This is a genomic window from uncultured Faecalicoccus sp. (assembly GCF_944327125.1).
GTDB lineage: Bacteria > Bacillota_I > Bacilli_A > Erysipelotrichales > Erysipelotrichaceae > Faecalicoccus.
On the sequence record NZ_CALVGO010000008.1, the window covers coordinates 1 to 26,469 of the forward strand.

The window sequence follows — 26,469 nt, forward strand, 5'->3', positions numbered from 1 at the left end:
CGGATCCTTCCCTGCGCCATATCTTGTAAAGACCAGCTTTCATATAAACTGATCGTCACAACATATCCTTTAAGGATAACAATACCCATTGGATTGGTCTTATATTGAAGCGTTGTATAATCTTCGTTTTTATTGGCTTCACTCTCATCGGAATCCGGATAGTCGATGATCACTAAAGTCTGATCAAAGTCATCATCATAATCGATGTGGGAACTTTCTTCATCATCCAAAGATGATTTTACAAATTCAGGCAGCACACCGATATGTTCAATCAAAAAGTTTCGTTCTTCTTCTGTAGGGGCCACCGCATTGATCCAGCACCCTTTTTCCGGGGCATCGATACGGCGGGTTCCATCATCAAAAGTTTTGTAGAATTCTAACACAGCAATCCCTCCTCTATGACGGAGACATTACTGCATGCCTCCGTTTTCCATCATGATTCGTATTCGTACATTATTACTTAACGGGTCCGGAGACATAATTTCACCTACTTTCATGCCTAAACATTGTATCACAAAAAATAAAAGCGAGAAGGACTCTTTGATCAAGATTTTACATTTTTGACAAAAAAATAACGGGATCTCTCCCGTTATGTTCGATTTCATAAGCCATGTTCTGTATTAGACAGTCATTTATCTATAGTAAATATACTATCCAGTCTTCCTTTCGTTTCATTCCGACTGGTTCCCCTACCAAATTTGGGTTTCTCGCTTGCGGGGTTTACCCGTTCCACCTGTTCAGTTTCCTGAACAGCTCGTCTCTGTGGCACTTTTAAAGATTCTTTTCCATAGAAATCCCTTAGGAAAAGACTCAGCCGTCAGGATCAAACCTGCCTGGATTTATGACTTCATCCAGCACAAACACTACAGTCATCACAGACTGTGCGAGCATGGACTTTCCTCTAGCTTACGCCAGCGACTGTCGAAATCGTATATGATCTTTTATTCCTGTTCTTTTACAGGAGCGCTGTTCGTTGTATGGAATACCGCATTTTCCAAACGGGCAATACGTTTTAAGATATCGACCATATCTGTATTTCCATTCACAAAGTCGGCATTGACTTTGTCATTTAAATTCTGATTTTCATTCTTTAAAGAATTGATTTCCTGCTGAAGTTCTTTGATTTTTTCTTCATAGCGTGTCAAAGCCTGCGCTAATTCTTCCATTTTTTCGTCATAAGACTGATAATCTTCGATAACCAAATCTAAAAATTCATCAACTTCTGCCGGAGCATACCCTTTGATATCAACATGGAACTCTTTTTCAAAGATTTCCTGAGCGGTCAAATTCATTCCTTTTGCCATTTTGATTCCTCCTGAACACTACTCATTATTATGCCGTTTTTAGCCTGAAAAATCAACCATATTTGAATGTTGAAATGTTTTCATATATAATGAGAACGATGAGTATAGTGAAGTATCCAACCGCCATTTCTACGGTCCGATCGACAGGAGCTCAAGATCTCCATACGCACCGTGGAATGCGCTTAGAAAGCGATTTAAACGATTCAAACGCTTATTATCGAGAAGCCGACAAAGCTTTGATTTATAAAAAGCCGACACCCGTTCAAGTCGTTCATGTGGATTACCCGGCCCGAAACAAGGCCAAGATCACGGAAGCTTATTATAAAACGCCTTCGACTACGGACTACAACGGCCTTTATCGGGGGCGATATATAGACTTTGAGGCCAAAGAAACCAAAAATAAAGTCCAGTTTCCCATCGGGATCATTCATTCTCATCAAATCAAGCATTTAAAGAAAGTGGAAAAACATGGAGGCATAGGTTTCTTTGTGATTCGTTTTACTTCATACAACGAAACCTATCTGGTTGATGCTCCTTTATTGATTCATGAAATTGAAACGATTTCCAAAAGCTCGATCCCTTATTCCTGGTTTAAGGAAAACGGGCACCAGATCCAGGAAGGATACATTCCCCGCCTGGATTATTTGAAAATCGTAGACGCCCTATATTTTAAGGAGGATAAGAAATGACACAGGAAAATAAAACCAAACCAAAAAAGCGAAGAAAACTCGATATTTGGAACAAATTAGCGATTGGTGTTCTTTCTATATTTTTAGTTGGATGCATCTCTGTCTTCTTTATTCTGGTCAATATCATCAACGATCCAGAAGGCATGCAGTTTGTCGAAGGAGATCTGACCACGATGTCCAGCTCCCGGATCTATGACCGGGATGGAAATGTCATTTCCGAAATGGGCCCAGAGATTCGGGAAAATATCACTTTTGATCAGATTCCGCAAGATGTTATTGATGCTTTCTTAAGTATTGAAGACAGCCGTTATTTCGATCATAACGGATTTGACCTTCCTCGTTTTATCGCCAGTGCCATGACCAACTTACGATCGGGCTCTTTGGCTCAGGGAGGATCCACCTTGACCATGCAGCTGATCGATAACACTTTTACTTCCAAGCAGAAAGAAAAGATCCAGGCAGAAAAAGGCGGCCTTTCCACCTTCGAAAGCATCAAGCTTAAGATACAGGAAATCTACCTTTCACTGATTGCCGAACAGACTTTAGATAAAGAAGAGATCTTTGAATACTACGTAAACCGTATCTGGTTTGGTTCTGGCGACAACACCCGAGGCATCCAGAAAGCGGCCAATTATTTCTTCAATAAAGATGTGAGTCAGCTGAATTTAAGTGAAGCGGCTTTCCTGGCAGGATGTATCAATGCCCCTGCCACATACAACCCGCTGAACAATTTGACAGATTCTTCTCAAGATTATCTGGCCAATGCGACCGAAAGACGAAACACGACACTTCAGCTGATGTATCAGCACGGCTACATTACCGAAACAGAATATAACCTGGCCAAAAACACCCGATTGGAATTTGCCTTAAAGTATACCAATGTATCGGGAAACGATCCTAACGCTCCATTTATTTATCAGGTGACGCAGGAAGTTATCGAATTGACCGGACAGGACCCTGCCGTTGTTCCAATGGATATCTACACCACCTTAAATACTGAACTACAGCAAGTGGCCTACGATATCTGTGCTGGAAATATCATTGATTTCCCAATCGAACAGCTGGATACCGGATTCTCAGTCATCGACAATAAGACCGGTGAAGTTCTCGCTGTGGGGGCTGGTCGTAATTATTACAATGAAGCAGTCAAAACGGACCGTTCCACTTATGAAAGACAGCCGGGATCTTCCATGAAACCGCTTGTGGCATATTCTTCCACCTTTGATTTGTTAGGATGGTCCACAGAGCATAAGATCAACGACCACGGAGATGACTACTTCCATACAGGTCAGGACCTGCAGAACTCCGACAGGACCTATCGAGGCGTTGTCAATCTTCAAACAGCTTTAGGTCTGTCTTTGAATACCCCGGCAGCCCAGGCTATGGAAGAACTGATCAAAGAAACCGGCTACGATTATTGGGTTGAGTTCTGTAAAAAACTGGGGTATCGGGAAGATACTTATTCCAACTTCAACGAACAGTATTCCATTGGTGGTTCTTCGATGTATGCATCTCCTCGTGAACAGGCCAGCGCTTACTCGATGCTTGCCAATGGCGGGACTCGAATCAACGACCATACTGTCCGCCGTATTGTGCGCCGTTCAGATAAACAGGAAATCAAAGGCGATACAACCAAGTACGAATTAGTCAGTGAAGAAGCGGCCTTTATGACATCCTATCTGTTAGCGGGTGTCGTGACCGGAAATTATCAAAACTTCAACGAGATTCTTTACAATCCAAACTACACGGTGTATGCCAAATCTGGTACATCCGACTGGGCAGACGCTGGTGTGAGTCAGGGAATTCCAGAAGGAGCCGCCCGTGATGAATGGTCGATTGGCTATACCGATTGTGTGACTGTAGCTGTATGGACAGGATTCAGCAAAGAAAATGAAGCATTAGGTTATTACTTCACCAATAGTCTTTTATTTGATGCGACGGCGTTCCATATCTCGGATTATATTCTGGATTATTGTCAGAAATTCTATAACTATAAAGATATAGAGCAGCCAAACGGAGTTTCTCACTATGGAAGCGGCTATATCAAAACGGAATTCTTATCCCAAGGCGACACAAAGATCACCGGTGGAGGAAAAATTCAGGATTATACAGATGACACAGAGGATAAAGATGACGAAGAAGACAAAGAAGAGGAAGAAGATATTGAGGAAGAAAATCCATCCCCTGTTGACCCTGGCACCGACCCGGGAACCGACCCAAGCCAGCCGACCGATCCAGGCACAGATCCTGGTACCGGCACCGATCCAAGCCAGCCGACCGACCCTAGTTTAGATCAGCAGCAACAATGTATCAGCCAGGGAGGTACATGGCAAAATGGAGCCTGTATCTTTGGGGGAACGGGCACTACCGATCCAGATACTCCAACCACACAAGGGTTATTCACTCTTCCAAAAAACTTTCTATACAACATCTTCCGATGGTTATAACGACAAAAAGAACTGAGCGCGCTCAGTTCTTTTTAATTCTTTTGGATATCCAAAGTTTAAAGGAGTCTAGTTAATTGGAGCCTGACAAATCTTCAATCGAAATCAAAAAGAATCGTTCATAAGATAGCGCTCAATCCCATGGAATATCAAACTTTCAATTTAATCGAAATAGGATCTTATGGACACATAGAGATGATGCTTCCATACGGAAGATTCCCACCGGATAAAGAGATTCACAAACCAGGAAAGAAAAGGGGCGGCTATAGGAAAGCTAAAAAGAGCCGGTAATAAAAAACCTCTGGAAGATATCACGATTTAATGGTATCGATCCAGAGGTAATTTTTTATCAAACCCCGTTTGTTGACCCCGGTTAAGTTTGGATAATCGACATCCCCCAGTTGAAGACCCCAACTAGTTTGGTAAACCCCCGTTTAGCTTTGGTTATCCATTCTTTTTTATAAAAATGAGGACACAAGTCTTGTGCCCTCAGCAATTTAAATATTGTTGATACCGATCTGTATGAAGTAATGAATTGGCATTCTGAATACGATCCTGAGACGGTGGATCAATTCCTTCCAACGGATAATCCAATCCCAGTTCCTTCCACTTATAAGCTCCCAAAGTGTGATAAGGCAAAACCTCGACCCGTTCCACATTTTCCAGCCGGGACAAAAACGCATCTAGCTCTTTCAAAGCTTTATCTTCGTCCGTTCGATATGGAACCAAAACATGGCGTATCCAGACAGGCTTATGAATGGAATCGAGATATTGAGCCATTTCCAGAATGTTTTGATTGTCCCATCCCGTCAGCTCTTTATGTTTTTTGGGTCCTATATGTTTGATATCTAAAAGAATAAGATCGGTCACTTCCATCAATCGATCAAATTTTTCCAAAAAAGAAGGATCTTTAGAAAAGGGTTGCCCAGAGGTATCCAAGGTCGTATGAATTCCTTGTTCTTTGGCCAGACCAAACAGCTCGATCAAAAAGTCCATCTGTAAAAGAGGTTCTCCGCCAGAAACCGTGATTCCGCCTTTATCTTTCCAATAAGAGCGATACCGCAAAGCCTTCTTTAAAACTTCACTGGCTTCCTGGTCCGGTTCTTTGATCTTCCAGGTATCCGCATTGTGGCAAAACTGACAACGCATACGGCATCCTTGTAAAAAGATCACATAACGAACACCCGGCCCGTCAACCGAGCCGAATGTTTCAATCGAATGAATACTTCCCTTCATATCTTATAGATGATCGTGGCAAGTTCTGGCAATGACATCCAGCTGCTGTTCGCGAGTCAGGTCGATGAATTTTACCGCGTATCCACTGACACGAATCGTAAAGTTCTGGTATTCCTCTTTTTCCGGATGTTCCATGGCATCTTTCAATTTTTCAACGCCAAATACATTCACATTCAAATGATGAGCTCCCTGATCAAAATATCCGTCCATAACATGAACAAGATTCTCTGCGCGCTCTTCATCATTGTGTCCTAAAGCACCTGGATTGATCGTCTGTGTATTAGAAATTCCATCCAATGCATATTCATATGGCAATTTTGCGACGGAATTCAAAGAAGCCAACAATCCGTTTTTCTCAGCTCCATAGGAAGGATTGGCCCCTGGAGAAAGCGGTTCTCCCGCCTTTCTTCCATCCGGTAAAGTTCCTGTCGCTTTTCCATAAACCACGTTGCTGGTGATGGTCAAAATCGAAGTGGTCGGTTCACTGTTGCGGTATGTATGATGTTTACGAATCTTATTCATAAATGTCTTCAATAGCCATACCGCGATATCATCGGCACGGTCATCATCATTTCCATAACGTGGGAAGTCGCCTTCGATCTTATAATCTACCGCAATTCCATCTTCATCACGAATCGGAGTCACCTTGGCATATTTGATGGCGCACAAGCTGTCTACTACATGAGAGAATCCGGCAATACCGGTTGCGAAAGTACGTCTTACGTCTGTATCGATCAATGCCATCAAAGCCGATTCATAATAGTATTTATCGTGCATGTACTGAATCAGATTCAATGTATTGACATACAAGCCGCTTAACCAGTCCATCATAAGATCGTATTTATGCATGACTTCATCAAAATCCAACACTTCGCTGGTGATCGGCTTGTATTCCGGTCCTACCTGCATTTTGGTTCTTTCATCCACACCGCCGTTGATGGCATACAGCAGACATTTTGCCAGGTTGGCGCGGGCTCCAAAGAACTGCATCTCTTTTCCCGTCTGGGTAGCACTGACGCAGCAGCAAACCGAATAATCGTCGCCCCATTCCGGACGCATCACGTCATCACTTTCATACTGTAAAGAAGATGTAGCCACGCTGACTTTCGCTGCGTATTTTTTAAATGGTTCTGGAAGACGGCTGGAATAAAGTACCGTTAGATTTGGTTCTGGACTAGGTCCCATGTTCTCCAGTGTATGAAGGAATCTAAAACATGTCTTGGTGACCATATGACGGCCATCCATACCTAAACCGGCAACATCCAGTGTAGCCCATACAGGGTCTCCAGAGAACAACTGATTATAAGAAGGAATACGGGCAAACTTGACCATACGGAATTTCATGACCATGTGATCAACCAGCTCCTGGGCCTTTTCTTCCGTCAAAGTTCCATTCTTCAAATCGCGTTCCATATAGATATCCAGGAACGTTGAGATACGTCCAACAGACATGGCCGCCCCATTTTGTGTCTTAATGGCTGCCAGGTATCCAAAATATACCCATTGAACCGCTTCTTTGGCATTTTTAGCCGGCTGAGAAATATCATAACCATAAATGGCTGCCATTTCTTTCATATCCTTTAATGCCTGGATCTGATCCGCAATCTCTTCTCTTAAACGAATCACATCGTCCGTCATCGTTCCATCCCCGCACAGGGAAAGATCCTTTTGTTTTTCTTCGATCAAAAAGTCGATTCCGTACAAGGCAACACGGCGGTAATCTCCTACGATTCGTCCACGTCCATAAGTATCCGGAAGTCCGGTAATGATCTTGTTTTTACGAGCCATACGCATTTCCGGAGTATAGGCGCTGAATACGGCATCGTTATGCGTTTTATGGTATTTGGTGAAGATCTCAGTGATCTTTTCACTTGGATGATATCCATAGGTTTCACAAGCTTCCATGCTCATACGAATTCCGCCGTAAGGCATAAACGCTCGTTTTAACGGTTTATCAGTCTGTAATCCAACGATCTGTTCCAGATCTTTCAGGTTTTCATCAATATAGCCTGGACCATACGCCGTAAGACTGGAAACAACTTCCGTTTCCATATCAAGAACACCGCCCTTGGCGCGTTCTTCTTTCTGGAGCTTCTGTAAAGCGTCCCATAAACGGTTGGTCGCTTCGGTCGGTTCTGCCAAAAAGGCTTCATCGCCATCGTAAGGAACATAGTTATTCTGAATAAAATCTCTTACGTTGACCTCTTCTTTCCATTTGGTTCCGGTAAATCCATTCCACTGTTCAAACATGTCTTATCCTCCTCTTGAACGTATACAAAAAAGCCAACCCCAGGCTTTGTCGGGCCCAGACGGTCGGCTCAAATTACACTTATACTTCACGTGGTCTATTCCACTGGTCCCGTCAGTCATATAAGGTGATTTCATCATATCGAAGTTTAGTTGAAGTGTCAACGAATATGTTCATGAAACAATTTTCAATTTTATAACCCCAAAATTTTCTTTTTATACAGCTTTGATTGACGCTTTATTTTCAGATTCAGATCCTTTTCTCCATACTTTTCCAACAGCGTTTTTTCAGCCCCAAAAAGGTCTCTGCCCAGACCCAGACCGCCTTTAGGCAATTCAAAACCCATTGACGATAGAATCGTTGGAAAAAGATCCAGGGTTGAAAACTCACGATGGTTTGTACTAAGCGGTTGCTTCACACTATGCACAAAACAATTCCAGATCCTGCGGTCGAAGCTTTTCTCATAATTATGGTGAATATATTGGGCAGCCATACTGGTATGGTCGCCCTGGATCACCACAACGGTATCCTTGTAAAAAGGCTGTTTTTCCAGCCAGCTCATAAAATCTTTTAAAAGACAATCGGTATGATAAATCGAATTTGAAATTCCCTCTTTGAATGGATGATCTTCCCCTTCTTTTTGATACCCGTAAGGGTGATGCGTATCCACCGTCAGCATCTCAAAATTAAATGGTCTGTCTTCTTTGGCCAGAAGCGTGATCTTCTTTTTCGCAAATTCAAAAAGCTTCTCATCCTCATAGCCCCAAAACACATGATAATCTTTGGGAAGCCATCCTTCGTCTTTTACTTTTTTGATATCCTGAATGTCATAATGCCCATGTTGATCGTAATAAAACTTTCGTCCTCCAAAAACCGCATCCGAACCGATCATCAAGGTATTTGAATACCCTTCTCTTTCAAGAATGTCTCCTAAAGAAACCAATCCTTTCATAAACGCTCTTGAATCTTTACAGAAAGGATGATAAAAAGGAAAATTCAATGGTACACCGGCACTGGAAGCAACCATACCTCCCGTGGTCCACCCCATTCCTGTCAGAACTTTGGCTCCGCCTATTTTTTCCTGATGAGAAAAAGAAATATTGGCTTTCGTCAATGATGTCAAATAGGGAAGAATTTCTTCCTGTGCATTCCCTCCATCCTTCTTTAACGCATAGGTCGTTTCCATGGACTCCAGATAAATGTGGATCAAATTCTTTTTTTCCTTCGGCGGTTTTACCGCAGTGTCATCACAAAAGATATAGTCTTTTTCATACAGATCACTTCTTTGAAACTGATGAATAATATAGGTAAACAATCCCACTTTTCCCGCCGCATAAATCAGACAAAGGCCAAACCAGACCAGGCTAACCCAAGTTATTTTCAATAGAACGACCAAGATAAGATAGACCGGCACAGAAAGAATCAAGCCGTATAACAGACACAGGATCAACCAGTCAAAAAGAAATCGTTTGTTGGTTCCTTCCAAAGGCACTTTGATATGAAAGATCAACTGTTCAAAAGAAGAAAGTCCAAAATAGGAAAATGCCCAGGATACGGTTCTTGCCAGAACAGATGCAAACAAAATCAAGAAAAACGAAGACACACACTCATCCCTTTCCTAAGGTATTATACTCGAAAAAAAGAAGAATAGTCATTCTATTCTTCTATCAAACCCATTGTCTTCAAGGCATGCCATATTCCTTCCTGATCATTGGATAAAGTAATGAATTTAGCTTCCTTCTTGACATAATCTTTGGCCTGCCCCATCGCAAAACTAGTATTTACGGCCTTGAAAAGACTGACGTCGTTTTCTCCATCTCCAAAGGCTATGACTTCATCCTTACTCCAATTTTCAGCTTCCATGATCTTGCGCAGTGTCTCCCCTTTGGATACACCTTTGGGCAAAATTTCAAGCTGTCTGGGGGCCGTACGGAAAATGTTATAGTCCGGGAGTTCTTTAATCAAATATGTAAACAGGTCTGCCAGCGGCTTTTCCTCCTGCATCACTTGAAGTTTATTAATGGGCGGACAAATCTCATCCACATTTTTAATATAGGTGATGTTAGGATATCCTTTTCGCATATCCGAAAGCCATCCCCATGGACCGGCAGTCCAGGGAAAATCAGAAGGAACTTTTTCTTCTTCACGCAACCTTTCTTTGATCTTACGAATCGAATCGGGAAAATAATCATACAGGCCATCATCAAAACAGGCCATACTCTCACATTCCAGCTGAATCAGTACCGAAAAAGCTTTTTTGACCTCATCAAGAGTCAGACGTCGAAGCACATTTCTTTTATTGTGATACAGGTCATATACCGCAACACCATCCACCTCCAAAAGAAAACCATGATGGCGTTCCATGGAAAGTTCCTTTGCGTAAGGCATCAAGCGGGTATAGCTTCGGCCACTGGCCAAAATGAGTTGTATACCTCTTTCCTGAAGCTGCATCAAGGCACGTTTCGTGCTAGGCATGATTTTATTATTTGGATCCAATAAGGTTCCATCCATATCCATTACGATCGCTTTGATCATAGACTCACCTTCTTTGCCAAATAAAGTGTATCACAATTTTTCAATTTTTTTAATTTTTCATATTGCATCCTGCATGACCTTATGATAATATAATTAAGCAATTGCCTGAATAGCTCAGTCGGTAGAGCATCCGGCTGTTAACCGGCAGGTCACAAGTTCGAGTCTTGTTTCAGGCGCCATTGCATATGAACACTTTCTTGAAATGCTTTAAATAAAGGCAAATTGAGAAAGTGTTTTTATTTTTATGCACATTCGCCACATTTTCACCACAGAACCATTTGTTTCTGAATGTTATTAGTAGTTATAATAATCTACATTTTAAATCGACACAATCATATTTATATAGAAGTAACAATATTGTGGTAGACTTTAAAAGTAGACTTTAAAATAGACTTAAGGTATACTTTATAAGGTATACTTTAAATGAAATGAGGTGAACGTTATGAATCTCGGTATCGAGAATGAATATCAAGAATTTAAAGAAGGGTTAGGCCAGCTTGATAAAGGCTTGAAATCAATTGTAGCCATGCTTAATAAGCATGGTCAAGGCACTGTATATTATGGTGTAAAAGATGATGGAAATGTATGTGGAATTTCTATAGGCAAAAACACTTTAATGGATATACGAAATAGAATAAGAGATAAGATTGAACCTCGAATTTATGCAGATATTCAAGAATTGATAGATGAAACTAATAGAAAATATATTAAAGTTTTTGCTAGAGGATATGATATACCATATTCATTTGATGGAAGATATTATATCCGTAATGTTTCAGCAGACGAACATGCATCAAATGAGATTTTGAGAAGAATGCTTTCTACTTCAGATTCTGATATTTTGCGTCAAAAGTCATCTCCTAATCAAAACCCTACTTTTAATTCACTTTTCGCCATATTAGCAGGCAACGGAATCCATCCAAGTGCTACAAGAGAATTTTACTCAAATTACGGTTTGATAAACAGAAATGGTAAATTCAACATGAATGCCTACTTATTATCCGATAGGAATTCTATTTCTTTAAAAGTTATTACCTTTGAAGGAACTGATAAGAGCGTAATGTCTAAAAGAACTGAATATGGAGGAAAATGTCTGCTTATTTCTATCTCGGAAGTTATGCAATTTTTTGAAACTATAAATATAATGAAAGTGAATCTAAATAATACAATAAGAGAAGAACTTCCTTTATTTGATTTTCCTAGTTTTCGAGAAGCTTGGATTAATGCCTGCTTACACAATGATTGGAAAAACGAAGTAGCACCTTCCATTTACTTATTTGATGATCGTATCGAAATAGTTTCATATGGTGGTCTTCCCTTTTCTTTATCAAAAGAGGGATTTTATCAAGGGACTAGCGTTCCAGTCAATAAAAGCTTGTTAACGATTTTCATGGCAGCCAAATATGCCGAACAAAGCGGCCATGGAATTCCAACTATCGTTGAAAAATATGGCAAAGAAGTATTTTCTTTTGATGATGGGATGTTGAAGGTAACAATTCCATTGGCTTTTGATAGACCCGATGTTGCAACTAGAAAAAATATAGTTTTATATAAAAATGGATTAACTGAAAATCAGAAAAAAGTATATGACGCTTTAAGCCATGATGGTAATTTATCGCTCCAGAACGTTGCGGATAAAGTAGGAATTAGTCTTGGAGCAACAAAAAAGATTTGTGCTAAACTTCAAAATCTCGGAATTCTGAAAAGAGTGGGATCACGGAAGAAAGGTCAATGGATAACAAAGTAGACTTTAAAAGTAGACTTTAATTATACTTTAAATATACTTTACGAAAGCCGAATCCATTAAAATTTTTCACCACAAACTCACCACATTTTTAGTCAGATTCGTATCAATTTGTATCGATTTATAAGCACAATGAAATTCAAAAAGTCCTTTTAAATAGCTGTTATCGGCGTATATCAATCTGTTTTAATATTTATCGTTCGTTGTGTTTCAGGCGCCATTGCATATGAACACTTTCTTGAAATGCTTTAAATAAAGGCAAATTAAGAAAGTGTTTTATTTTTCCAAAAATTCGCCAAAAAGCATTTTTAGCTATTTACTTTAATTTTCTAAATAGCAAAAATTATGAAAAATAGTAATCAAAATGTTATAATAAATACACAGAAAGATGAGGAGGAATGAAAATGAAAGCTGTTTTGATGCCAGTGACTGGAAAAGCTGCTAATACTTTTGAACGTGTCTTGAATAAACCTAGTGTTGGTAAAAAGCTTTCTGCTCAGCAACGAGAGCTCATTGCCAAATCTATTCAATTAAATTCAAAACATGGAAGAAAAACTTCAGTTAGTAAAATTTAATAAAGACAATTATCCAGATTATGCATCCTGTATTTTGGAATTTAAGTCTAAGAGATTCTCTTCTGGAGAATCTTTTTTAAAAGAATGCTCATGCTATTTGGATGATGAATTAAGATACGCCATATATTTGGTAGTCATAACCTACGATGATAAAGAACCAGAGATCGTTGCATATTTCGCTCTGTCTTCATCATCTGTTTTTTGGATAACGCAAAGCATCTATCCTACCTATAATCCTTGTGCTGAATTATCTTATTTTTCATTAAATGATAGTTTTTCCACGTTTGAAGGTCACGGGATAGGGTTAGGCAGACAAATCTTCATTGACTTTATTTTACCTACAATAATAAATATAAGTAAAAAAATCGGGATTAGTTATATAACCTTGTTTTCTTTACCAAACAATAAAGTAATACAGGCATATAAAGATATGGGATTTAACCTTATGCCTCAAGAAATAGAAGAATATATTCGCTATTATGAAGTAAAGAATTGCAAATTAATGGTATATAACCTAAAGGATTATTCTGTAGGATCTTAGCCTCCTTTTTCGCCAAGAATTCGCCAAATTTTTAGTTAGGTTCACATCAATCGATAACCACTTATATTGGTTATACAGTAATAAAAATACCCTTATAATGGTGGATACTTGTCTGTAATGTTTTAAAATTTTTCGCTCTGTTCGTAATGTTTCAGGCGCCATTGCAAATGAACACTCTGGAAACAGGGTGTTTTTATTTTATAGTCCATCATCCATTTCATTATGATCCTTAAATGGTAAAACAGGAAGTGCCTAAGGCCAAATAACGGGCCTAAAACACTTCCTGTATCTAAATACTATATCAAGTTTTTGATTTGAATCAATCCTTTTTGATCAAACAGTATGGATTTGATTTCCTGCAACGTTTCATAATGGATAAAATCATACTCTGCTCGATTCAGAGCCATATACACTTTATTCAAGAGCATTTTATGCTCCACCCACAAGCTGGATTCTCCAAAGCCTTCATCACATAGCTTATGGATGTTGTTTTCATCCATCAATGGATACAAATAATCATAAAGCGTAGTGGTTGCCGGATTACTAAATTTATCCAGTTCAAGAACGCTTTTATATAAAGGTGCATGATAGTGGCGAACCATATTCAAAACAGCTTTTGCCAAAAATAAGATCGAAGCACTGAAATCACTCTCTGGTACCTCTTCATAATACTGTTCCAAATCACAGGCAGCTTCCACTGGATCCAATACATTTCCTGGCAGGTCCATATACTCTTCTTCGTCAATTTGAAGATAGGTATAGAAATCCACTTCCTCTGTTTCTTCTGTATTTGTTTTCATCGTATCCATCATTCCCTGTGCCATATCATTGAGCTTTTCTTTTTGCTCGTCGCTCATGGAATCCATCATTCGGGAAATGGCCGAAAAATCAATATCACTAAATTTCATATTTTCCTCTTTCTAAAAGGCTTGAGATATCTCAAGCCTTCTTACGGTTATTTATCTTTCTTATTCAAATATTTTCCAATCAAGATCAATACAACACCACTCACTGCCAATAAAAGAACATACAGAGTTGAATTGGTTTGTTCTGATGTCTTAGAACCTTCTTCGGTTTTTGGATCTTCCTTTTTATCCTCTGTCGATGACTCTGGTTTCTGTGTTTGATCCGGGTCTTCTTTTCCATTGTCTTTTTGAACCAGTACATAGTATGAGAAATGATCCGTATTAAACTCCACAAAACCATTCTTGACCTGACAAGCTATTTCTGTTGCCGTATTGGTTTCATCACTATAATAATACAGAGCCAGCGATTCTGGATCCCAATCTTCAGGAACAGGGATCATGACTTTCGCTTCAAATTGCTTATTGAAATCATAATCACTTCCATTTTTGGTGAAAGCCAGATCATAAACGGCTATTTTATCTCCATCGATCTTCACCAGTTTTGTTATGGCGGCCTTGATGTTATCCAACCCTTCATAGATTCGTGCTACGACCAGTTCCATTCCTTCCGCAACAGAAGCTGGGATCTCTACCTTCACCCCGGAAGCGTTAGAAAGTATTGTTGTCTCTTCTTCGGGTGGTGTTTCTTCTTCTGGAGTTGCGCTGGTAATCAGAACAGGGAAAGAACCTCGATAGTTTCCTTCAATGATTCCAAATCCTGAATAGTTGTCAACATAGACTTCCTCGGTGCCTGATTTCAGACGAACACTATGAGATCCATCTTCTAAAGTCAGTAAGGCATAGCCTTTGGCATCGGTTCTGGCTTCCATCGATTCCGTTCCATCAACCATGAATTGCACACTCTGATTGGCAAACGGCTGGCCTTCTTTATCTAAGATCTGCACGGTCGCCTGATAATCTTTCGGCTTATATTCACTGCCGGTAAACTGGATTCGTGCTTGTGTTTGATTGTATTGACACAGATCTGTCTTTTGAAGATACTCCTGAATGGTTTCCAGTTCGCCGCCGGCTTCGGCGTATTTTTCAATGCCCGGCAATTTTGAATCCGCAACATAGTTATTGGTCGCAAGCATTATCTTTGTCGTCGTATCCTCTGGATCTAACGGTGTAGTTTGTCCATCTAAGGTAATCGACTCCACCGATGCCGCTTGTGAATTGTAAACAACCTGCATACCGCTGACCTGCATAAAGCTTCCTGAATTGGCCAGCTGTAAAAGCATTCCGGTCTTTGGATCCTGGCCATCCAGATACGAAGCCCCCTCCTGCATGATTCCATAGAGATCTTTTGGAGTTACCGTTTTTAAAACCACTGTATTGGAGAACGGGAATGCCGTTACCAGATCTTTTTGGGTAATGGATCCATTGGAGAACTTTTCACGGACCCCTCCGCCGTTTTCTACGGCAACCACCGGTAAAGAATTCCCCGCGATCTCCTGAGCCTTTGCCTTAAAGGCATCGGCCACCAGATCGCCCAGATTGGTTTCCACAACGCGTGTGATGGCGATTCCATCACCTAAAGAACCGGCCCATAAGGTCGTATCACTTTGTGCGATTTCCACACTCAGTTTTTCCGACAATGAAGCATTGATTTCTTCAAGCTGAGCTTTGACTGCTGCATTCTCTTCAATATTCGCAACATTTTCAACACCCAATAAAGTTTCGGCCGCATTGACCTTTCCATTTTCTTCGAAGGTCAATGTCAATTCCCCGACTTTTGCGCCGTTGCTTCCTGTTTGAACGATCAATGTTGTTTCGCCTGTCTCTTTATTGGTCACGGCCTCATTTTCTTCTTTATGCGAGTGTCCATCGATCAACACATCGATTCCTGCCACATCCTGGGCAATATCCTGCGCTGTGGTGGAGGCGCCGCCGCTTTGTTCACCGCAATGAACGACCCCAACAATCGCATCGACATCCTGGGATTCTAAATATTCCACCTGTTCCCTGGCGGTTTCAATCTCATCGGCAAACGCAACGCCCTGGATCCCGGAAGGATTGGTGCTTGTCGCCGTATCCTTTGTCACAAGACCAAAGAATCCAATCTTATATTCTCCCCGTTCTACGACCGTAGAAGATTCTAAGACAGAATCTCCATTATAAGACACATTGGCCCCTAACATCGGGAACGTGGCCAGACTCTTGTTTTTCAAAAGGTTATCGATGCCAAAATCAAATTCATGGTTTCCTACCGCCATCACATCGTATCCTGCTGTATTCATCAAGGAAATGATGTCAGCGCCTTTGGACAAAGATGCAATCGGCAGTCCCTGGGTCGCATCGCCGGCATCCACTAAAATCGAATCGGCCTTCATTTCTTTTAAACTCGCAATTTTTCCTAGACCAATTGTACTGTCTGAAGATGTTACATATCCGTGCAGATCGTTTGTATGATAGATCGTTATACTGTCTTCCTGTTCCTGAGCAAACACCATCATTGGATTCATAAACAAAGCCAATGACAATATCAGCGACATCAGTTTTTTCATTCCATTCCTCCTTTTTCGTGTATCTTTATATTACAGTGGATTGTCGTTGAATTCCACCATTATTGTTCTATACTGAAAAAATCAGGTGATAACTTTTTAAAAGTATTGTGTTGTCCTTTATTCATTGAAGTATAGATTATTCTTCAGAATTTAGTTCTATACTGAAAACAAAGGGAGATAGAGGTACATAAAGAACACTTCTATACTGTAATTAGTGAGAAATAAAGGTATAATATTTCTATAAATTAGAATTCAGGAGTGATATAAATGATTAAAGATTTAATGTATATTGAACTAAAAACAGGATATTCTGATGATGGTCCAGCATGGATTGGATATGTAAAAACTTCAAAAACCAAGAAAACCATTTACTTTAATGACCATGCTTTTCAAAAATATAATGGTGGTTATTCTAACTATGTAGATATTGAAAACGGCGATGAATATTGGATTTCTGGCTTGAAAAAGAGAGAGAGCAATCGTCATTGGGACGGTCATGGGAAAATTATGATTGACCGCAGAGCTGTTAATGAATATCTTACTCTGATTGGAGAGAAAGAATTACCCCTAAATTTGTTTGAAATAATTGACATTGAAGACAGATTTCCGGTTGAAAGAGTAAATAAACTTTTGAACGACAAAGAGTAAAATTCCAGTTTGGCAATTTCATATCCCTACACACAAAGCAGTTAGTCTTTAAGATTGGCTGCTTTTTCTATGCTAAATTTCAGTTTATCAACGTGTTAAATAAAGCAAAGTTTACAGTCGTATATTATAGAAAAAGATAAATCCTAATTTAACAATTTCATATCCAGTATTATACAAAGCGGTCAGTCTTTATGATTGGTCGCTTTTCAATATCTAGAAAGTACTGTTTTCATCCAATATAAACGTAAAGTTGAATTATGTCAGAGTCAACAATATGTACCTCTATCTCCCTTTGTTTTTAGTATAGAACATTATTGCGAAAAATATCGTCTCTGTCTTGTCTGTTTATTGACATTTTGCACCTGCTTAGTTTACCATTACAAAAGTGAAATGAGGAATGATTATGCTACGTTACAACAAATTGATCGAACTTCCAGAATACCTGTCACAAAACCAGATCGATACACCACTGAAAGAAGGAATGAAGGAAGAAGAGATCATTGCACTTCTTTCTAAAATGGAGCTTTCCAATGAGATGACCGATCTCTCCGGTATCAAGCTGGATGAACGCGATTGCGGCCATAACTTCATTTACGAAGATCTTATTTTAAACGGACATACTCTGCATATTGTCTCGGAGGCAACCTATGAAGAATATGATCCTGAATTTGACACCTGGCAATATGTCTATACGCGTCCGGTGGGATGGTTTCTCTAACTTTGTCGATTGACAAAGTTTTTTTGTTTTTAGACAAGAACATCCAGCTCATCGGCCTGCATATCGACGATGTCTTTAAGCCAAATCTTCTTTTTTACGATTTGTACAAACCCGTTCTCAAAATCGATCTTGGCAACCATGCCTGTCATTTGGATGTACTCTGTTTTATCGTGATATACAACGGTAAGGATCATCCCCTTTTGTATCCTCTTGACTTTCCGGTTTAAGATCTCACAATCATCTTCTGAAAGGATCCGCTCTTCCACCTTGATCTTCTCTTTTTGACAGAGCAATTCCCGATACCCTTTCAAGGCATCAAAAGATTGAAAAATATGCGCTCGTTGTGTCCGATTCATGCCTTATGCCCTCCTATTGTTTCATTGCGGTATCGCGCCGTGGATTTTTCCAGAAAATTCATTCCCTTCAAGACCGCATTTTTTCCATATTTCCTTCGAATTTGAACAAGAGTTCTCTGAAGGTCTCTTTCCTTTTTCACCTCTTTAAAATCGGTAAACAAATCATACTCTTCATAACATTCCGGTTTGATTTGTCCAAACGATATACCAATCTGACGAATGGGGTAATGAACATCTGCGATTCGTTTATAAAGCAAGCCAAATTCTTCCATCAGGATCTTAAAAGAATTGGTGCGGTTCGTGATCGTACAAGAGCCGCGGCTGGGTTTTCGAACTTCTTTAGAATATCCTATATATAAAGAAATATGATTGGTCACCAGATGTTTCTCCGTCAATGTCAATACATTCAGATCGACCATTTCCTTCAAGATCAAAAACGCGTCTTCATACGTATAATCTTCAAATAAGATCTGTGAATTGGAGATCGAATTGCCTTTGGGCCGATAAGCTTTGATATCCTGGATCCTTACCGGTTCTTTGCCCCAGGCATGATCGATCAAGATCTCGGCATTCACACCAAATTCTTGATACAAAAGAGAAGGCGGACACATCGCAATCGCATAAAGATCCTGGATCCCATACTTTTTCAGCCTTTTTTCAATTCCTTTGCCAATCATCCAGAAATCTGTGATCGGCTGATGTCTCCATAGTTTTTGCCTAAACATCGATTCATTCAGATACCCTATATTGTCCGGCACATGTTTTGCCATGATATCCAGCGCCACCTTGGCCAAAAATAAGTTGGTCCCCACGCCGGCCGTTGCGGTGATCTTTACACTTTGATAAATATCTTCCATGATCTTTTGGGCCAGCTTTCTGGCATTCATCTGATACAGTTTCAAATACGGCCGGATATAAAGAAAGGCCTCATCGATCGAATACACATGAATATCCGCCGGTGCAATATACTTTAATAAGACTTCATAGACCCGGGCAGAATATTCCATATAGAGATGCATTCGCGGCGGTGCAATCACATATTCAATATCTTCAGGAATTTCATAGATCCTTCCCCGGCTTTTTACTCCTTGATTTTTAATATGCGGTGTGGCCGCCAGCGTAATGGCTCCAGACCCCCGTGTTGGATCCGCTACAACCAGATTGACCTGAAAAGGATCCAGATTTCTTTCTACGCATTCTACCGAAGCATAAAACGATTTTAAATCAATGCAGAGATACACATCTTTGGTTTCCATAGCTGTATCTTATAAAGGAAATGTATCATTATCAATGAAGTTATGAGACTATTTTCTTTTTTTTCAAGTTCGCAATAATCTTCTTGCGCCCAAAACCTTTCTATGATACAATTCATTCGCATATTCTAAGGAGGACAGACCATGAGAGATCGTATTACATTTAAATGCTCTGTTTGTGGAGAAGAAAATTATATTGGAACTCGTAATAAAAAGAAACATCCTGAACGTATGACAATCAAAAAGTATTGTCCAAAATGTAATCAGAAAACGGATCATAAGGAGAAGAAATAAAAAAGGCCGATCGATCGGTCTTTTTTATAAGGTGATACCATGAAAATCTATACCCTTCCCTTAGGCCCTGTGCAAGCCAATTGTTACCTGCTTGTCAAAGAGAAACACTGCCTGGTGATCGATCCCGGTGACCGGTTCGATATCGATTCCTTTTTAGAAAGCCAGTCTCTTAGCCTGGATGCGATCTTACTGACACATGCTCATTTTGATCACATCGGCGGGGTCGATGCGATTTTAGAAAAACATAACGTGCCCCTTTATATCCATGAAAGCGAGCTCACGTTTTTAAACGATCCTTCCCAAAACGCCTCTATGAGTTTTTATCAGGAAATCGTTTGCCGCCATACAGCGATCCCTTTACCGCCAAAAGAACTGCACATCGGACCTTTTGAAATCGAAATTCTTCATACGCCCGGCCATTCCTGCGGATCCTGCTGCTTTATGATCGAAGGCAATCTCTTTTCAGGCGATACCCTTTTCCAGGGATCCATAGGCCGTATGGACCTTCCTACAGGCAGCGTAATCCAGATGAAAGAATCCTTAAAAAAACTCAGCCAGCTGGAGGACTCCATCGCCGTTTATCCCGGTCACGGCCCCAATACCAGCATTGCTCAGGAAAAGCGATGGAATTACGAACTTAGAAACCTTTAACGATAGTCCAGATCCACGATTCCTGTATCATCGTAGTACAAGATCATCTGGACTTTTTTATTGTCTTTTTCATAACAGCATTCCATATACGTTTCTTGATCTTGAAACATAACTAAAATATCCTGGATCTGTATTTCCTTTCTTAGTATCAGCTGACTTGGATCTTTCTGGCATACGCGAATCTGCGTATTGTGCAAAGCAATCGCCTCCGCTTGCGAAATACAGCTAAGATCCAAAATGCTTTGATGATTGACTTTGATCAGATAAGCGTTGTTCAAAATATAGACGCTCAACAACCCCAGCACCTGGATCAGTAAAAAGAAACAAATCAATCCCAGTGTACTGATATATCCATTAATAGACCTGCATAAAGAACGTCTGTCCTTCTTTTTCCCATTCCATAAAAATTTCATTCTCTATCTCCTGAAATGAAACATGATTTATATTTTCCATCAGTATTTCATATCCATTCTTTTTGACCAGGCGGTTTTTATCCTGTACGATCGATATCTTTTCATGACGATAGATCATTTCCAGGCAATCCGAACGAACCTCAATATCCTTTGACAAGGCCAGAATCTGGCGCAGCTGAATAATGGCCATCTGCTCCTGATGCATCGCATCAAACTGTGTCATTTTCAAACAAGTTTGCGCAAAGATCACAAAACACATCAAAATGATCGATGTGATCATAAGACTAAGAAGAGCCTCCATCATGGTAAAACCATTCCTTCTGGATCGTTTCTTCAATCACCCATCCTCCATTTCTTGAAAACATGAATACCGCTTCATACAGCAACAAGGTACACAACATCAATAAGAACAGCACAAACAGGGCTTCTACAAGGAAGTAGGCATTTTTATTCAATGCGGACACGCCCGCTTCCCAGCTGAAAAATCAAAGAGATCGTTCTTTCCCCTTCATAACATTTTATGGTATTGGCTCGAGAAATATTTCCCTTTGCATTGTAATGAAAAGTATAGGGATCGCATGTGATCCTCGAAGGATACTCCAGTTCGATAGTATCAAAAACCGCTTTATGTGTTTCTATTCGCACTTCTTTTTCGCTTTTTTCCACAAAGGCTTTTTCCTGTGTCAAAACCGAATACGCCATCACTCTTTTGGCAAACAGATGCACCGATGAGAAGGAAGGCGGAATCGACAGCCACGTAAAAACCGTCAGTATCAAAAGAACAAACATCGTCTCAAGCATCGTGAACGCATTATTGACTGGCGGCCTGTCCATCTACGATCACCACACTTGTGCCATCCGGGCACTTTGCCTGTTCCTTTTTCAAATATCCTTCCTGGATCAAATCATCGATCGTCGGCATGGCATCATGCTCGATTTCATAAAGAAGGATCTGAGAATCCACAACTGTCAACAACGACTTGCAGCCTTTATCACGGATCACCTTTTCTTTTTGAGCGATATTCGGTAAAGTAATCAGCAAAATCACCGTAATGATCAAAAGAACGATCATCATCTCCAGTAAAGTAAACGCATTCTTCTTTTCCATTTTTTCTCTCCTTTCTCAAAACGAATTCAATAGATTCAAAGGCATCAAGAGAAGCTGATAAATGACCAGCACAACGATACCCACACTCAAATAGCTGATGCACTGCATGACCAAAGACATTCTTTGGATTTCCTTGTTGACTTTTTGTTTCAGCTTATCGTTATAAAGACTCAGCATGGATTCCAGATTTGAGGTATGAAGGCCCATCTGAAAATAGCGGATAAAATCTGTATCAAAAGGAAGGACAGAAATTGCCTTTTCAATGCGGTTCCCCTGTTCTAGCGAAGAATAGATTTCTCTGGCATAGATTGAGATCAACGATTGATCATCCATTTCAAATAAAGTATGAAGGGCTTTTGAAGTCGAGAGCCCCTGCCCCAGCAAGATACAAAACGCAACAGAAAACTGGAGCGTCAGGATCTTTTTGAAAAGGGCGATTTTGAATAAACCATATCGATACAAGATCGTACGGCGTTCTTTCTTTTTCCAGAGGAAGACACACAGAAACACTGTGCATCCAAGTACGAGAAAAAAAAGAGTGTAAAGAATCTTTAGGACGCTGAGAATCGAAAAGTTGGATTCTTGGGTAAAGCTCATCATTCCCGGAAGGATATAGGCATCAAAAAACAAGATCATCAAGTAAGTAAAGCTCAAAAGGAAAAAGGGATAGATCATTTTTTTGACAAAATCAATTAAATTTCCCTTTGTGATCTTTTCCAGCTCCAGAGCACATTGAATGGATTTTTTTAAAGAAAGGACATGGTTGAATGCCCGGATCCTTTTAAAAAATGAACTTTGATCCAAACTCAGAGCCTCAATCAGTGAATCGCCTTGTTCAAGACGCTCCAAAATCAGATCCGAGGCCCGAAATGTCATTTCAATCATGAAATGTGTATCCAATCCTTTTTCCATCAACATCGTGAACTGTTCCATTTCCTCTTTGGAAATCCTCGAGGTCATGGATTGCCTGTGCATCCTGGATTCGTTTGGAAACAAGAGCTTCCTTGATTTCATCCGCCAATGTGTTAAAGCCTTCGGGATATCGCTGATGATTGAGGACAAACTGCAGATCTTTTCCTGCCAGAATTTCATAAATACACTCCTTTCCTTTTCCTGTCGTATATAATCGCTGGGAAATTAGTGCCGTCAATGTATTTTTCAAATCATATTCACTGATTCCCAAATCTTTTAATCGGCCAATGGCTTCCAATGTGTTGGAAGCATGCAAGGTGGTAAAAGCCAGCGCCCCGGTCAAAGCCGTTCGAATCACCATTTTGGCGGTATAGGCGTTACGGGTCTCACCAATCAGGATCACATCCGGATCGTGTCGGAGCAGTTCCTCGATTCCCTTTTCATAGGTAAACCCGATTTCTTCGTTGATCTGAAGCTGCAGATAACTCGGATCTTCTATTTCAATAGGATCCTCCAAAGACACTACCTTGTGTTGCGAGCGTATTGCGATGGAATGAACGATCGCATGCAGGGTGGTCGTCTTTCCTGAGTTTGTCGGACCGCATGTGATCACAAGTCCCTGACGGGCGTGGACCAGACTTTTTAAAAAGTCCTGATGATCCTTCTTTTCTGTCAATTGTTCAATTTCAAAATTGACCCCTGTATTCAAGATTCGAATCACCCCGGTTTGCAGCTCCGTATTGGGAATCACACTAAATCGGCAAAACACTTTTTTATCTTTTGTATCCCAGGTAAACTGTCCGCTTTGAGGAAGAAAGGGGTTTGTCAAATCAAAACCCGAAAGAAACTTGATATATTCAAACAGCTTGGGATCCCATATATCCTGAACCAGGGGAACGATCTTTTCTTCGATTCGAAGCTGAATAAAGAGCTGATGATCCTGTATGGTCAAATGGATATCGCTGGCCTTTCGCGACAGCGCATAATGCATCAACTGCTCCAGTTTTTCTCTCATGTGCATCACCCATATATAAATACGTAAAACAATCGTTTTTTTGGAAAAAATATGTTACGTTTATACCGGTGATACGCATGATCTTTAGAAAACTGTTAGTACAATATGAAATCGAACACCAGCTGACCCATGAAGAAATGGCAAAAAAACTTGGAATCTCCCGGGCCACCTATTTTCGATGGCTCCAGGGAAACACCAAACTAAGGACAAGAACCAAACAAAATGTGGCCCAGGTATTGGGAATCGACGACATTGATGAGATACTGGAAGAAAGTGAGATGTATAAACCGGTCCTGGGAAAAACGAAGGCCGGCTATGACTTCCCAGCACAGGAAGAAATCGAAGACTATATCAAAGTCACAAAAAAGGATGCTTCCCAGGGAGATTATTTTCTCCGTGTCGAAGGCGACTCCATGGAAGGCGCTCATATATACGCAGGAGATCTTGTCTATGTCCGGCAATGCGACTATGTTCCTTCAGGAAGTATTGCGATCGTACTAATTGGAGAGGAAGCCACGATCAAAAGAGTGCATTATAAAAACGACCTCCTGATCCTGGAGGCCGCCAATCCAAAATACAAAACGAGATCTTTTGGCCCGGAAGAAATCGAAAAACTCCCGGTCAAGATCCTGGGACAAGTTCGTTTTGTACGAACTGATTTTGTATAAAAATAAATGAGCAGATTCAATCTGCTCATTGTTTTTATTCTTGTTCCAAAGCCAGAGTTTTTGTCGTGATGTCGCAAACTTCAGCTGGTCCATAATACTGAATCGCACCTGGATATACGAAGCAAGTATTTTCAGCCCATTCACCACGATGTGCTTCGAAGTATTTGAATGGTTTGCCATCCAATTCAACCAGTGCCTTTTTGATAACTGGTTTATCTTCCCCATGACGTCTTTCGATATTCATCATCTTAGTGATCGGCATACCGCCGGCTACCCATTCATTGGCTGGTTTAGACAGGTTGGAGATCTTAGAAAGATATCCGTTATAACCATACTGAATCAGCATGAAGGCATTGTATCCCAAAGAATAACAATAGTCGGAATCAAAGTTTGATGGGAAAGCGCAACGTCCTTCATATCCGAAGAAATGATGCAGGGCATTGAATTTTCCTTTGTATGTACCCGCTTCTCTTCTTTGTTCCAGTTTATCGGCAACCAAAGCCGAGAATAATTTTTCAGATTCGATCAAAGATACCTGTACGTTTCCATGAGGGTCACGTTCCAGGAACAGCTGCTGCTGGATTCCTACTGGAAGAATCGCAAATACTTCCATGGATTCTTTCGTCAAACCTTTTTCGATAAAGGCATATTTTTCTTCCCATGTTTCAATGGCATTGAATTCGTCGGCCTTTGATCCAGCCAGCAATTCATTGATTTCGGCAATCAGTTTAGAGAATTCAGGAACGAATTCCACAACTCCTTCCGGGATGATCGCAACACCAAAGTTCATTCCCTTGGCGGCACGTTTTTCTACAGAATCCGCAATGTAATCGGCAATCTGAGATAAAGACATCTTTTTAGCGGCGACTTCTTCAGATACCAGACAGATGTTTGGCTGTGTTTCCAAAGCGCATTCCAAAGCTACATGAGAAGCAGAACGTCCCATAACCTTGATAAAGTGCCAGTATTTCTTTGCGGAGTTGGCGTCACGTTCGATGTTTCCGATCAGTTCCGAATATGTTTTCGTTGCGGTATCAAATCCAAATGAACATTCGATGTCTTCATTTTTCAAATCGCCATCGATCGTCTTAGGACATCCGATTACCTGTACACCTGTATCATGAGCTGCGAAATACTCAGCCAATACTGCGGCATTGGTATTGGAATCGTCTCCACCGATGATTACGATTGCGGTGATTCCGTGTTTCTTACAAACTTCGGCTGCGATCGCAAACTGTTCTTCCGTTTCCAGTTTTGTTCTTCCTGAACCGATAATATCAAATCCGCCTGTATTGCGGTATTCATCAATATATGCATCATCAAAGATCAGATAGTCATCGTCGATCAGTCCGCTAGGACCATTTTTGAAGCCATACAGTTCATTCTCTGAATTGGTAGCCTTTAAAGCGTCATACAATCCACAGATGACATTATGCCCTCCAGGCGCCTGTCCTCCCGACAAAATCACACCAACTACCTGTTTCTTGGCTGGTGATGTATTTTTTCCTTTCTGGAAAGTGATTTCTTTCTTTCCATATGTGTTAGGGAACAATTCTTTGATTTTTTCCTGATCCGCAACACTCTGCGTCTCTTCGCCTTCCAGAACAGAGATTTCAGAAATCCCATGTCTCAACATTCCAGGAAGCTTTGGAGAATACTCATATCTTGCTTGTTGTAATGATGAAATTTTCATAATAGCACTCCT

The 26,469-nt window shown here is 40.4% G+C and carries 27 protein-coding genes, 1 tRNA gene, 1 other RNA gene, 1 pseudogene and 1 riboswitch; of the genes and pseudogenes, 11 read left to right on the forward strand and 19 right to left on the reverse strand.

What is annotated here, in order from left to right:
* The 3 genes and pseudogenes from Q0K03_RS01955 to Q0K03_RS01965 all read right to left on the reverse strand — a co-directional run.
* A pseudogene (locus Q0K03_RS01955) lies at positions 1-383 on the reverse strand (magnesium transporter CorA family protein); the annotation flags it as partial.
* A 216-nt stretch (positions 384-599) separates the two neighbouring features.
* An RNA gene (rnpB, locus tag Q0K03_RS01960) (RNase P RNA component class B) lies at positions 600-930 on the reverse strand.
* Positions 931-941: 11 nt separating this feature from the next.
* Positions 942-1,304: a DivIVA domain-containing protein gene (locus Q0K03_RS01965; protein WP_297237178.1), complete on the reverse strand. Its 363-nt coding sequence runs from the start codon at positions 1,302-1,304 to the stop codon at positions 942-944.
* A 98-nt stretch (positions 1,305-1,402) separates the two neighbouring features.
* On the opposite strand from Q0K03_RS01965, the gene recU reads away from it, so the two are divergent.
* Both recU and Q0K03_RS01975 read left to right on the forward strand, forming a co-directional pair.
* Positions 1,403-1,993, forward strand: coding sequence for a Holliday junction resolvase RecU (recU, locus tag Q0K03_RS01970; protein WP_297237179.1), 591 nt, complete (start codon positions 1,403-1,405; stop codon positions 1,991-1,993).
* Complete coding sequence (locus Q0K03_RS01975) at positions 1,990-4,440, forward strand: transglycosylase domain-containing protein (RefSeq protein ID WP_297237182.1); 2,451 nt, start codon at positions 1,990-1,992, stop codon at positions 4,438-4,440. The genes recU and Q0K03_RS01975 overlap by 4 nt, the downstream gene beginning before the upstream one ends.
* Before the next feature lie 486 nt (positions 4,441-4,926).
* Here Q0K03_RS01975 and pflA read toward each other — a convergent pair whose 3' ends face one another.
* The 4 genes from pflA to Q0K03_RS01995 all read right to left on the reverse strand — a co-directional run bounded on the left by pflA (position 4,927) and on the right by Q0K03_RS01995 (position 10,456).
* The gene (pflA, locus tag Q0K03_RS01980) at positions 4,927-5,673 is read right to left on the reverse strand and encodes a pyruvate formate-lyase-activating protein (protein WP_297237184.1); all 747 of its coding nucleotides are present in this window, start codon (positions 5,671-5,673) and stop codon (positions 4,927-4,929) included.
* A gap of 3 nt (positions 5,674-5,676) precedes the next feature.
* The gene (pflB, locus tag Q0K03_RS01985; RefSeq protein WP_297237186.1) at positions 5,677-7,923 is read right to left on the reverse strand and encodes a formate C-acetyltransferase; all 2,247 of its coding nucleotides are present in this window, start codon (positions 7,921-7,923) and stop codon (positions 5,677-5,679) included.
* A gap of 46 nt (positions 7,924-7,969) precedes the next feature.
* Positions 7,970-8,053, reverse strand: a riboswitch (ZMP/ZTP riboswitch).
* Between the two features lie 61 nt (positions 8,054-8,114).
* Complete coding sequence (locus tag Q0K03_RS01990) at positions 8,115-9,524, reverse strand: LTA synthase family protein (protein WP_297237187.1); 1,410 nt, start codon at positions 9,522-9,524, stop codon at positions 8,115-8,117.
* A 53-nt stretch (positions 9,525-9,577) separates the two neighbouring features.
* Positions 9,578-10,456 carry a Cof-type HAD-IIB family hydrolase gene (locus Q0K03_RS01995; RefSeq protein WP_297237188.1) on the reverse strand — a complete coding sequence of 293 codons (879 nt, stop codon included), beginning with the start codon at positions 10,454-10,456 and terminating at the stop codon, positions 9,578-9,580.
* A gap of 103 nt (positions 10,457-10,559) precedes the next feature.
* On the opposite strand from Q0K03_RS01995, the gene Q0K03_RS02000 reads away from it, so the two are divergent.
* The 4 genes from Q0K03_RS02000 (at position 10,560) to Q0K03_RS02015 (ending at position 13,316) form a co-directional block, all read left to right on the forward strand.
* Positions 10,560-10,635 (forward strand) — tRNA-Asn (locus tag Q0K03_RS02000).
* Positions 10,636-10,898: 263 nt separating this feature from the next.
* The gene (locus Q0K03_RS02005) at positions 10,899-12,203 is read left to right on the forward strand and encodes an RNA-binding domain-containing protein (RefSeq protein WP_297237189.1); all 1,305 of its coding nucleotides are present in this window, start codon (positions 10,899-10,901) and stop codon (positions 12,201-12,203) included.
* A gap of 401 nt (positions 12,204-12,604) precedes the next feature.
* Positions 12,605-12,775 carry a hypothetical protein gene (locus Q0K03_RS02010; RefSeq protein WP_297237190.1) on the forward strand — a complete coding sequence of 57 codons (171 nt, stop codon included), beginning with the start codon at positions 12,605-12,607 and terminating at the stop codon, positions 12,773-12,775.
* Positions 12,744-13,316 carry a hypothetical protein gene (locus Q0K03_RS02015; RefSeq protein ID WP_297237191.1) on the forward strand — a complete coding sequence of 191 codons (573 nt, stop codon included), beginning with the start codon at positions 12,744-12,746 and terminating at the stop codon, positions 13,314-13,316. The genes Q0K03_RS02010 and Q0K03_RS02015 overlap by 32 nt, the downstream gene beginning before the upstream one ends.
* A 296-nt stretch (positions 13,317-13,612) precedes the next feature.
* On the opposite strand, the gene Q0K03_RS02020 is transcribed toward Q0K03_RS02015, so the two are convergent.
* Together Q0K03_RS02020 and Q0K03_RS02025 are read right to left on the reverse strand one after the other, a co-directional pair.
* Entirely contained in the window at positions 13,613-14,224 is a 612-nt protein-coding gene (locus tag Q0K03_RS02020) for a hypothetical protein (RefSeq protein ID WP_297237192.1), read from the reverse strand.
* 47 nt (positions 14,225-14,271) lie between these two features.
* The gene (locus Q0K03_RS02025; protein WP_297237193.1) at positions 14,272-16,728 is read right to left on the reverse strand and encodes a bifunctional UDP-sugar hydrolase/5'-nucleotidase; all 2,457 of its coding nucleotides are present in this window, start codon (positions 16,726-16,728) and stop codon (positions 14,272-14,274) included.
* Between the two features lie 267 nt (positions 16,729-16,995).
* On the opposite strand from Q0K03_RS02025, the gene Q0K03_RS02030 reads away from it, so the two are divergent.
* Positions 16,996-17,376: a mannose-1-phosphate guanylyltransferase gene (locus Q0K03_RS02030; protein WP_156352251.1), complete on the forward strand. Its 381-nt coding sequence runs from the start codon at positions 16,996-16,998 to the stop codon at positions 17,374-17,376.
* A 403-nt stretch (positions 17,377-17,779) separates the two neighbouring features.
* On the forward strand, positions 17,780-18,094 hold the full coding sequence (locus Q0K03_RS02035) for a hypothetical protein (RefSeq protein ID WP_297237194.1): 315 nt from the start codon (positions 17,780-17,782) through the stop codon (positions 18,092-18,094).
* A 29-nt stretch (positions 18,095-18,123) separates the two neighbouring features.
* On the opposite strand, the gene Q0K03_RS02040 is transcribed toward Q0K03_RS02035, so the two are convergent.
* Both Q0K03_RS02040 and Q0K03_RS02045 read right to left on the reverse strand, forming a co-directional pair.
* Positions 18,124-18,450: a hypothetical protein gene (locus Q0K03_RS02040; protein WP_297237196.1), complete on the reverse strand. Its 327-nt coding sequence runs from the start codon at positions 18,448-18,450 to the stop codon at positions 18,124-18,126.
* Positions 18,447-19,706, reverse strand: coding sequence for a DNA repair protein (locus Q0K03_RS02045; RefSeq protein WP_297237198.1), 1,260 nt, complete (start codon positions 19,704-19,706; stop codon positions 18,447-18,449). The genes Q0K03_RS02040 and Q0K03_RS02045 overlap by 4 nt, the downstream gene beginning before the upstream one ends.
* 141 nt (positions 19,707-19,847) lie before the next feature.
* On the opposite strand from Q0K03_RS02045, the gene rpmG reads away from it, so the two are divergent.
* Both rpmG and Q0K03_RS02055 read left to right on the forward strand, forming a co-directional pair.
* A complete protein-coding gene (rpmG, locus tag Q0K03_RS02050) occupies positions 19,848-19,997 on the forward strand; it encodes a 50S ribosomal protein L33 (RefSeq protein ID WP_022355275.1) in 150 nt (49 codons plus the stop codon).
* Between the two features lie 39 nt (positions 19,998-20,036).
* Complete coding sequence (locus Q0K03_RS02055) at positions 20,037-20,648, forward strand: MBL fold metallo-hydrolase (protein ID WP_297237201.1); 612 nt, start codon at positions 20,037-20,039, stop codon at positions 20,646-20,648.
* On the opposite strand, the gene Q0K03_RS02060 is transcribed toward Q0K03_RS02055, so the two are convergent.
* Genes Q0K03_RS02060 through Q0K03_RS02090 form a run of 7 tightly spaced genes read right to left on the reverse strand, consistent with a single transcriptional unit; the run spans position 20,645 to position 24,102 of the window.
* Positions 20,645-21,061: a hypothetical protein gene (locus tag Q0K03_RS02060; protein ID WP_297237203.1), complete on the reverse strand. Its 417-nt coding sequence runs from the start codon at positions 21,059-21,061 to the stop codon at positions 20,645-20,647. The genes Q0K03_RS02055 and Q0K03_RS02060 overlap by 4 nt on opposite strands.
* A complete protein-coding gene (locus Q0K03_RS02065) occupies positions 21,003-21,341 on the reverse strand; it encodes a hypothetical protein (protein WP_297237205.1) in 339 nt (112 codons plus the stop codon). Before Q0K03_RS02065 ends, Q0K03_RS02060 begins: the two co-directional genes overlap by 59 nt.
* Positions 21,342-21,345: 4 nt before the next feature.
* Positions 21,346-21,525 (reverse strand): hypothetical protein, encoded by a 180-nt coding sequence (locus tag Q0K03_RS02070; RefSeq protein ID WP_297237207.1) that lies wholly within the window; start codon positions 21,523-21,525, stop codon positions 21,346-21,348.
* A complete protein-coding gene (gene comGD, locus Q0K03_RS02075) occupies positions 21,509-21,895 on the reverse strand; it encodes a competence type IV pilus minor pilin ComGD (protein ID WP_297237209.1) in 387 nt (128 codons plus the stop codon). The genes Q0K03_RS02070 and comGD overlap by 17 nt, the downstream gene beginning before the upstream one ends.
* Entirely contained in the window at positions 21,873-22,169 is a 297-nt protein-coding gene (comGC, locus tag Q0K03_RS02080; RefSeq protein WP_297237211.1) for a competence type IV pilus major pilin ComGC, read from the reverse strand. The genes comGD and comGC overlap by 23 nt, the downstream gene beginning before the upstream one ends.
* Positions 22,170-22,184: 15 nt before the next feature.
* On the reverse strand, positions 22,185-23,102 hold the full coding sequence (locus Q0K03_RS02085) for a type II secretion system F family protein (protein WP_297237213.1): 918 nt from the start codon (positions 23,100-23,102) through the stop codon (positions 22,185-22,187).
* Positions 23,047-24,102, reverse strand: coding sequence for an ATPase, T2SS/T4P/T4SS family (locus Q0K03_RS02090; protein WP_297237215.1), 1,056 nt, complete (start codon positions 24,100-24,102; stop codon positions 23,047-23,049). Before Q0K03_RS02090 ends, Q0K03_RS02085 begins: the two co-directional genes overlap by 56 nt.
* Before the next feature lie 71 nt (positions 24,103-24,173).
* Here Q0K03_RS02090 and Q0K03_RS02095 point away from each other — a divergent pair, with 71 nt between their 5' ends.
* Positions 24,174-24,764 (forward strand): LexA family transcriptional regulator, encoded by a 591-nt coding sequence (locus Q0K03_RS02095; protein WP_297237217.1) that lies wholly within the window; start codon positions 24,174-24,176, stop codon positions 24,762-24,764.
* 34 nt (positions 24,765-24,798) lie between these two features.
* On the opposite strand, the gene Q0K03_RS02100 is transcribed toward Q0K03_RS02095, so the two are convergent.
* Positions 24,799-26,457 carry a diphosphate--fructose-6-phosphate 1-phosphotransferase gene (locus Q0K03_RS02100; protein ID WP_297237219.1) on the reverse strand — a complete coding sequence of 553 codons (1,659 nt, stop codon included), beginning with the start codon at positions 26,455-26,457 and terminating at the stop codon, positions 24,799-24,801.
* Positions 26,458-26,469 lie beyond the last annotated feature (12 nt).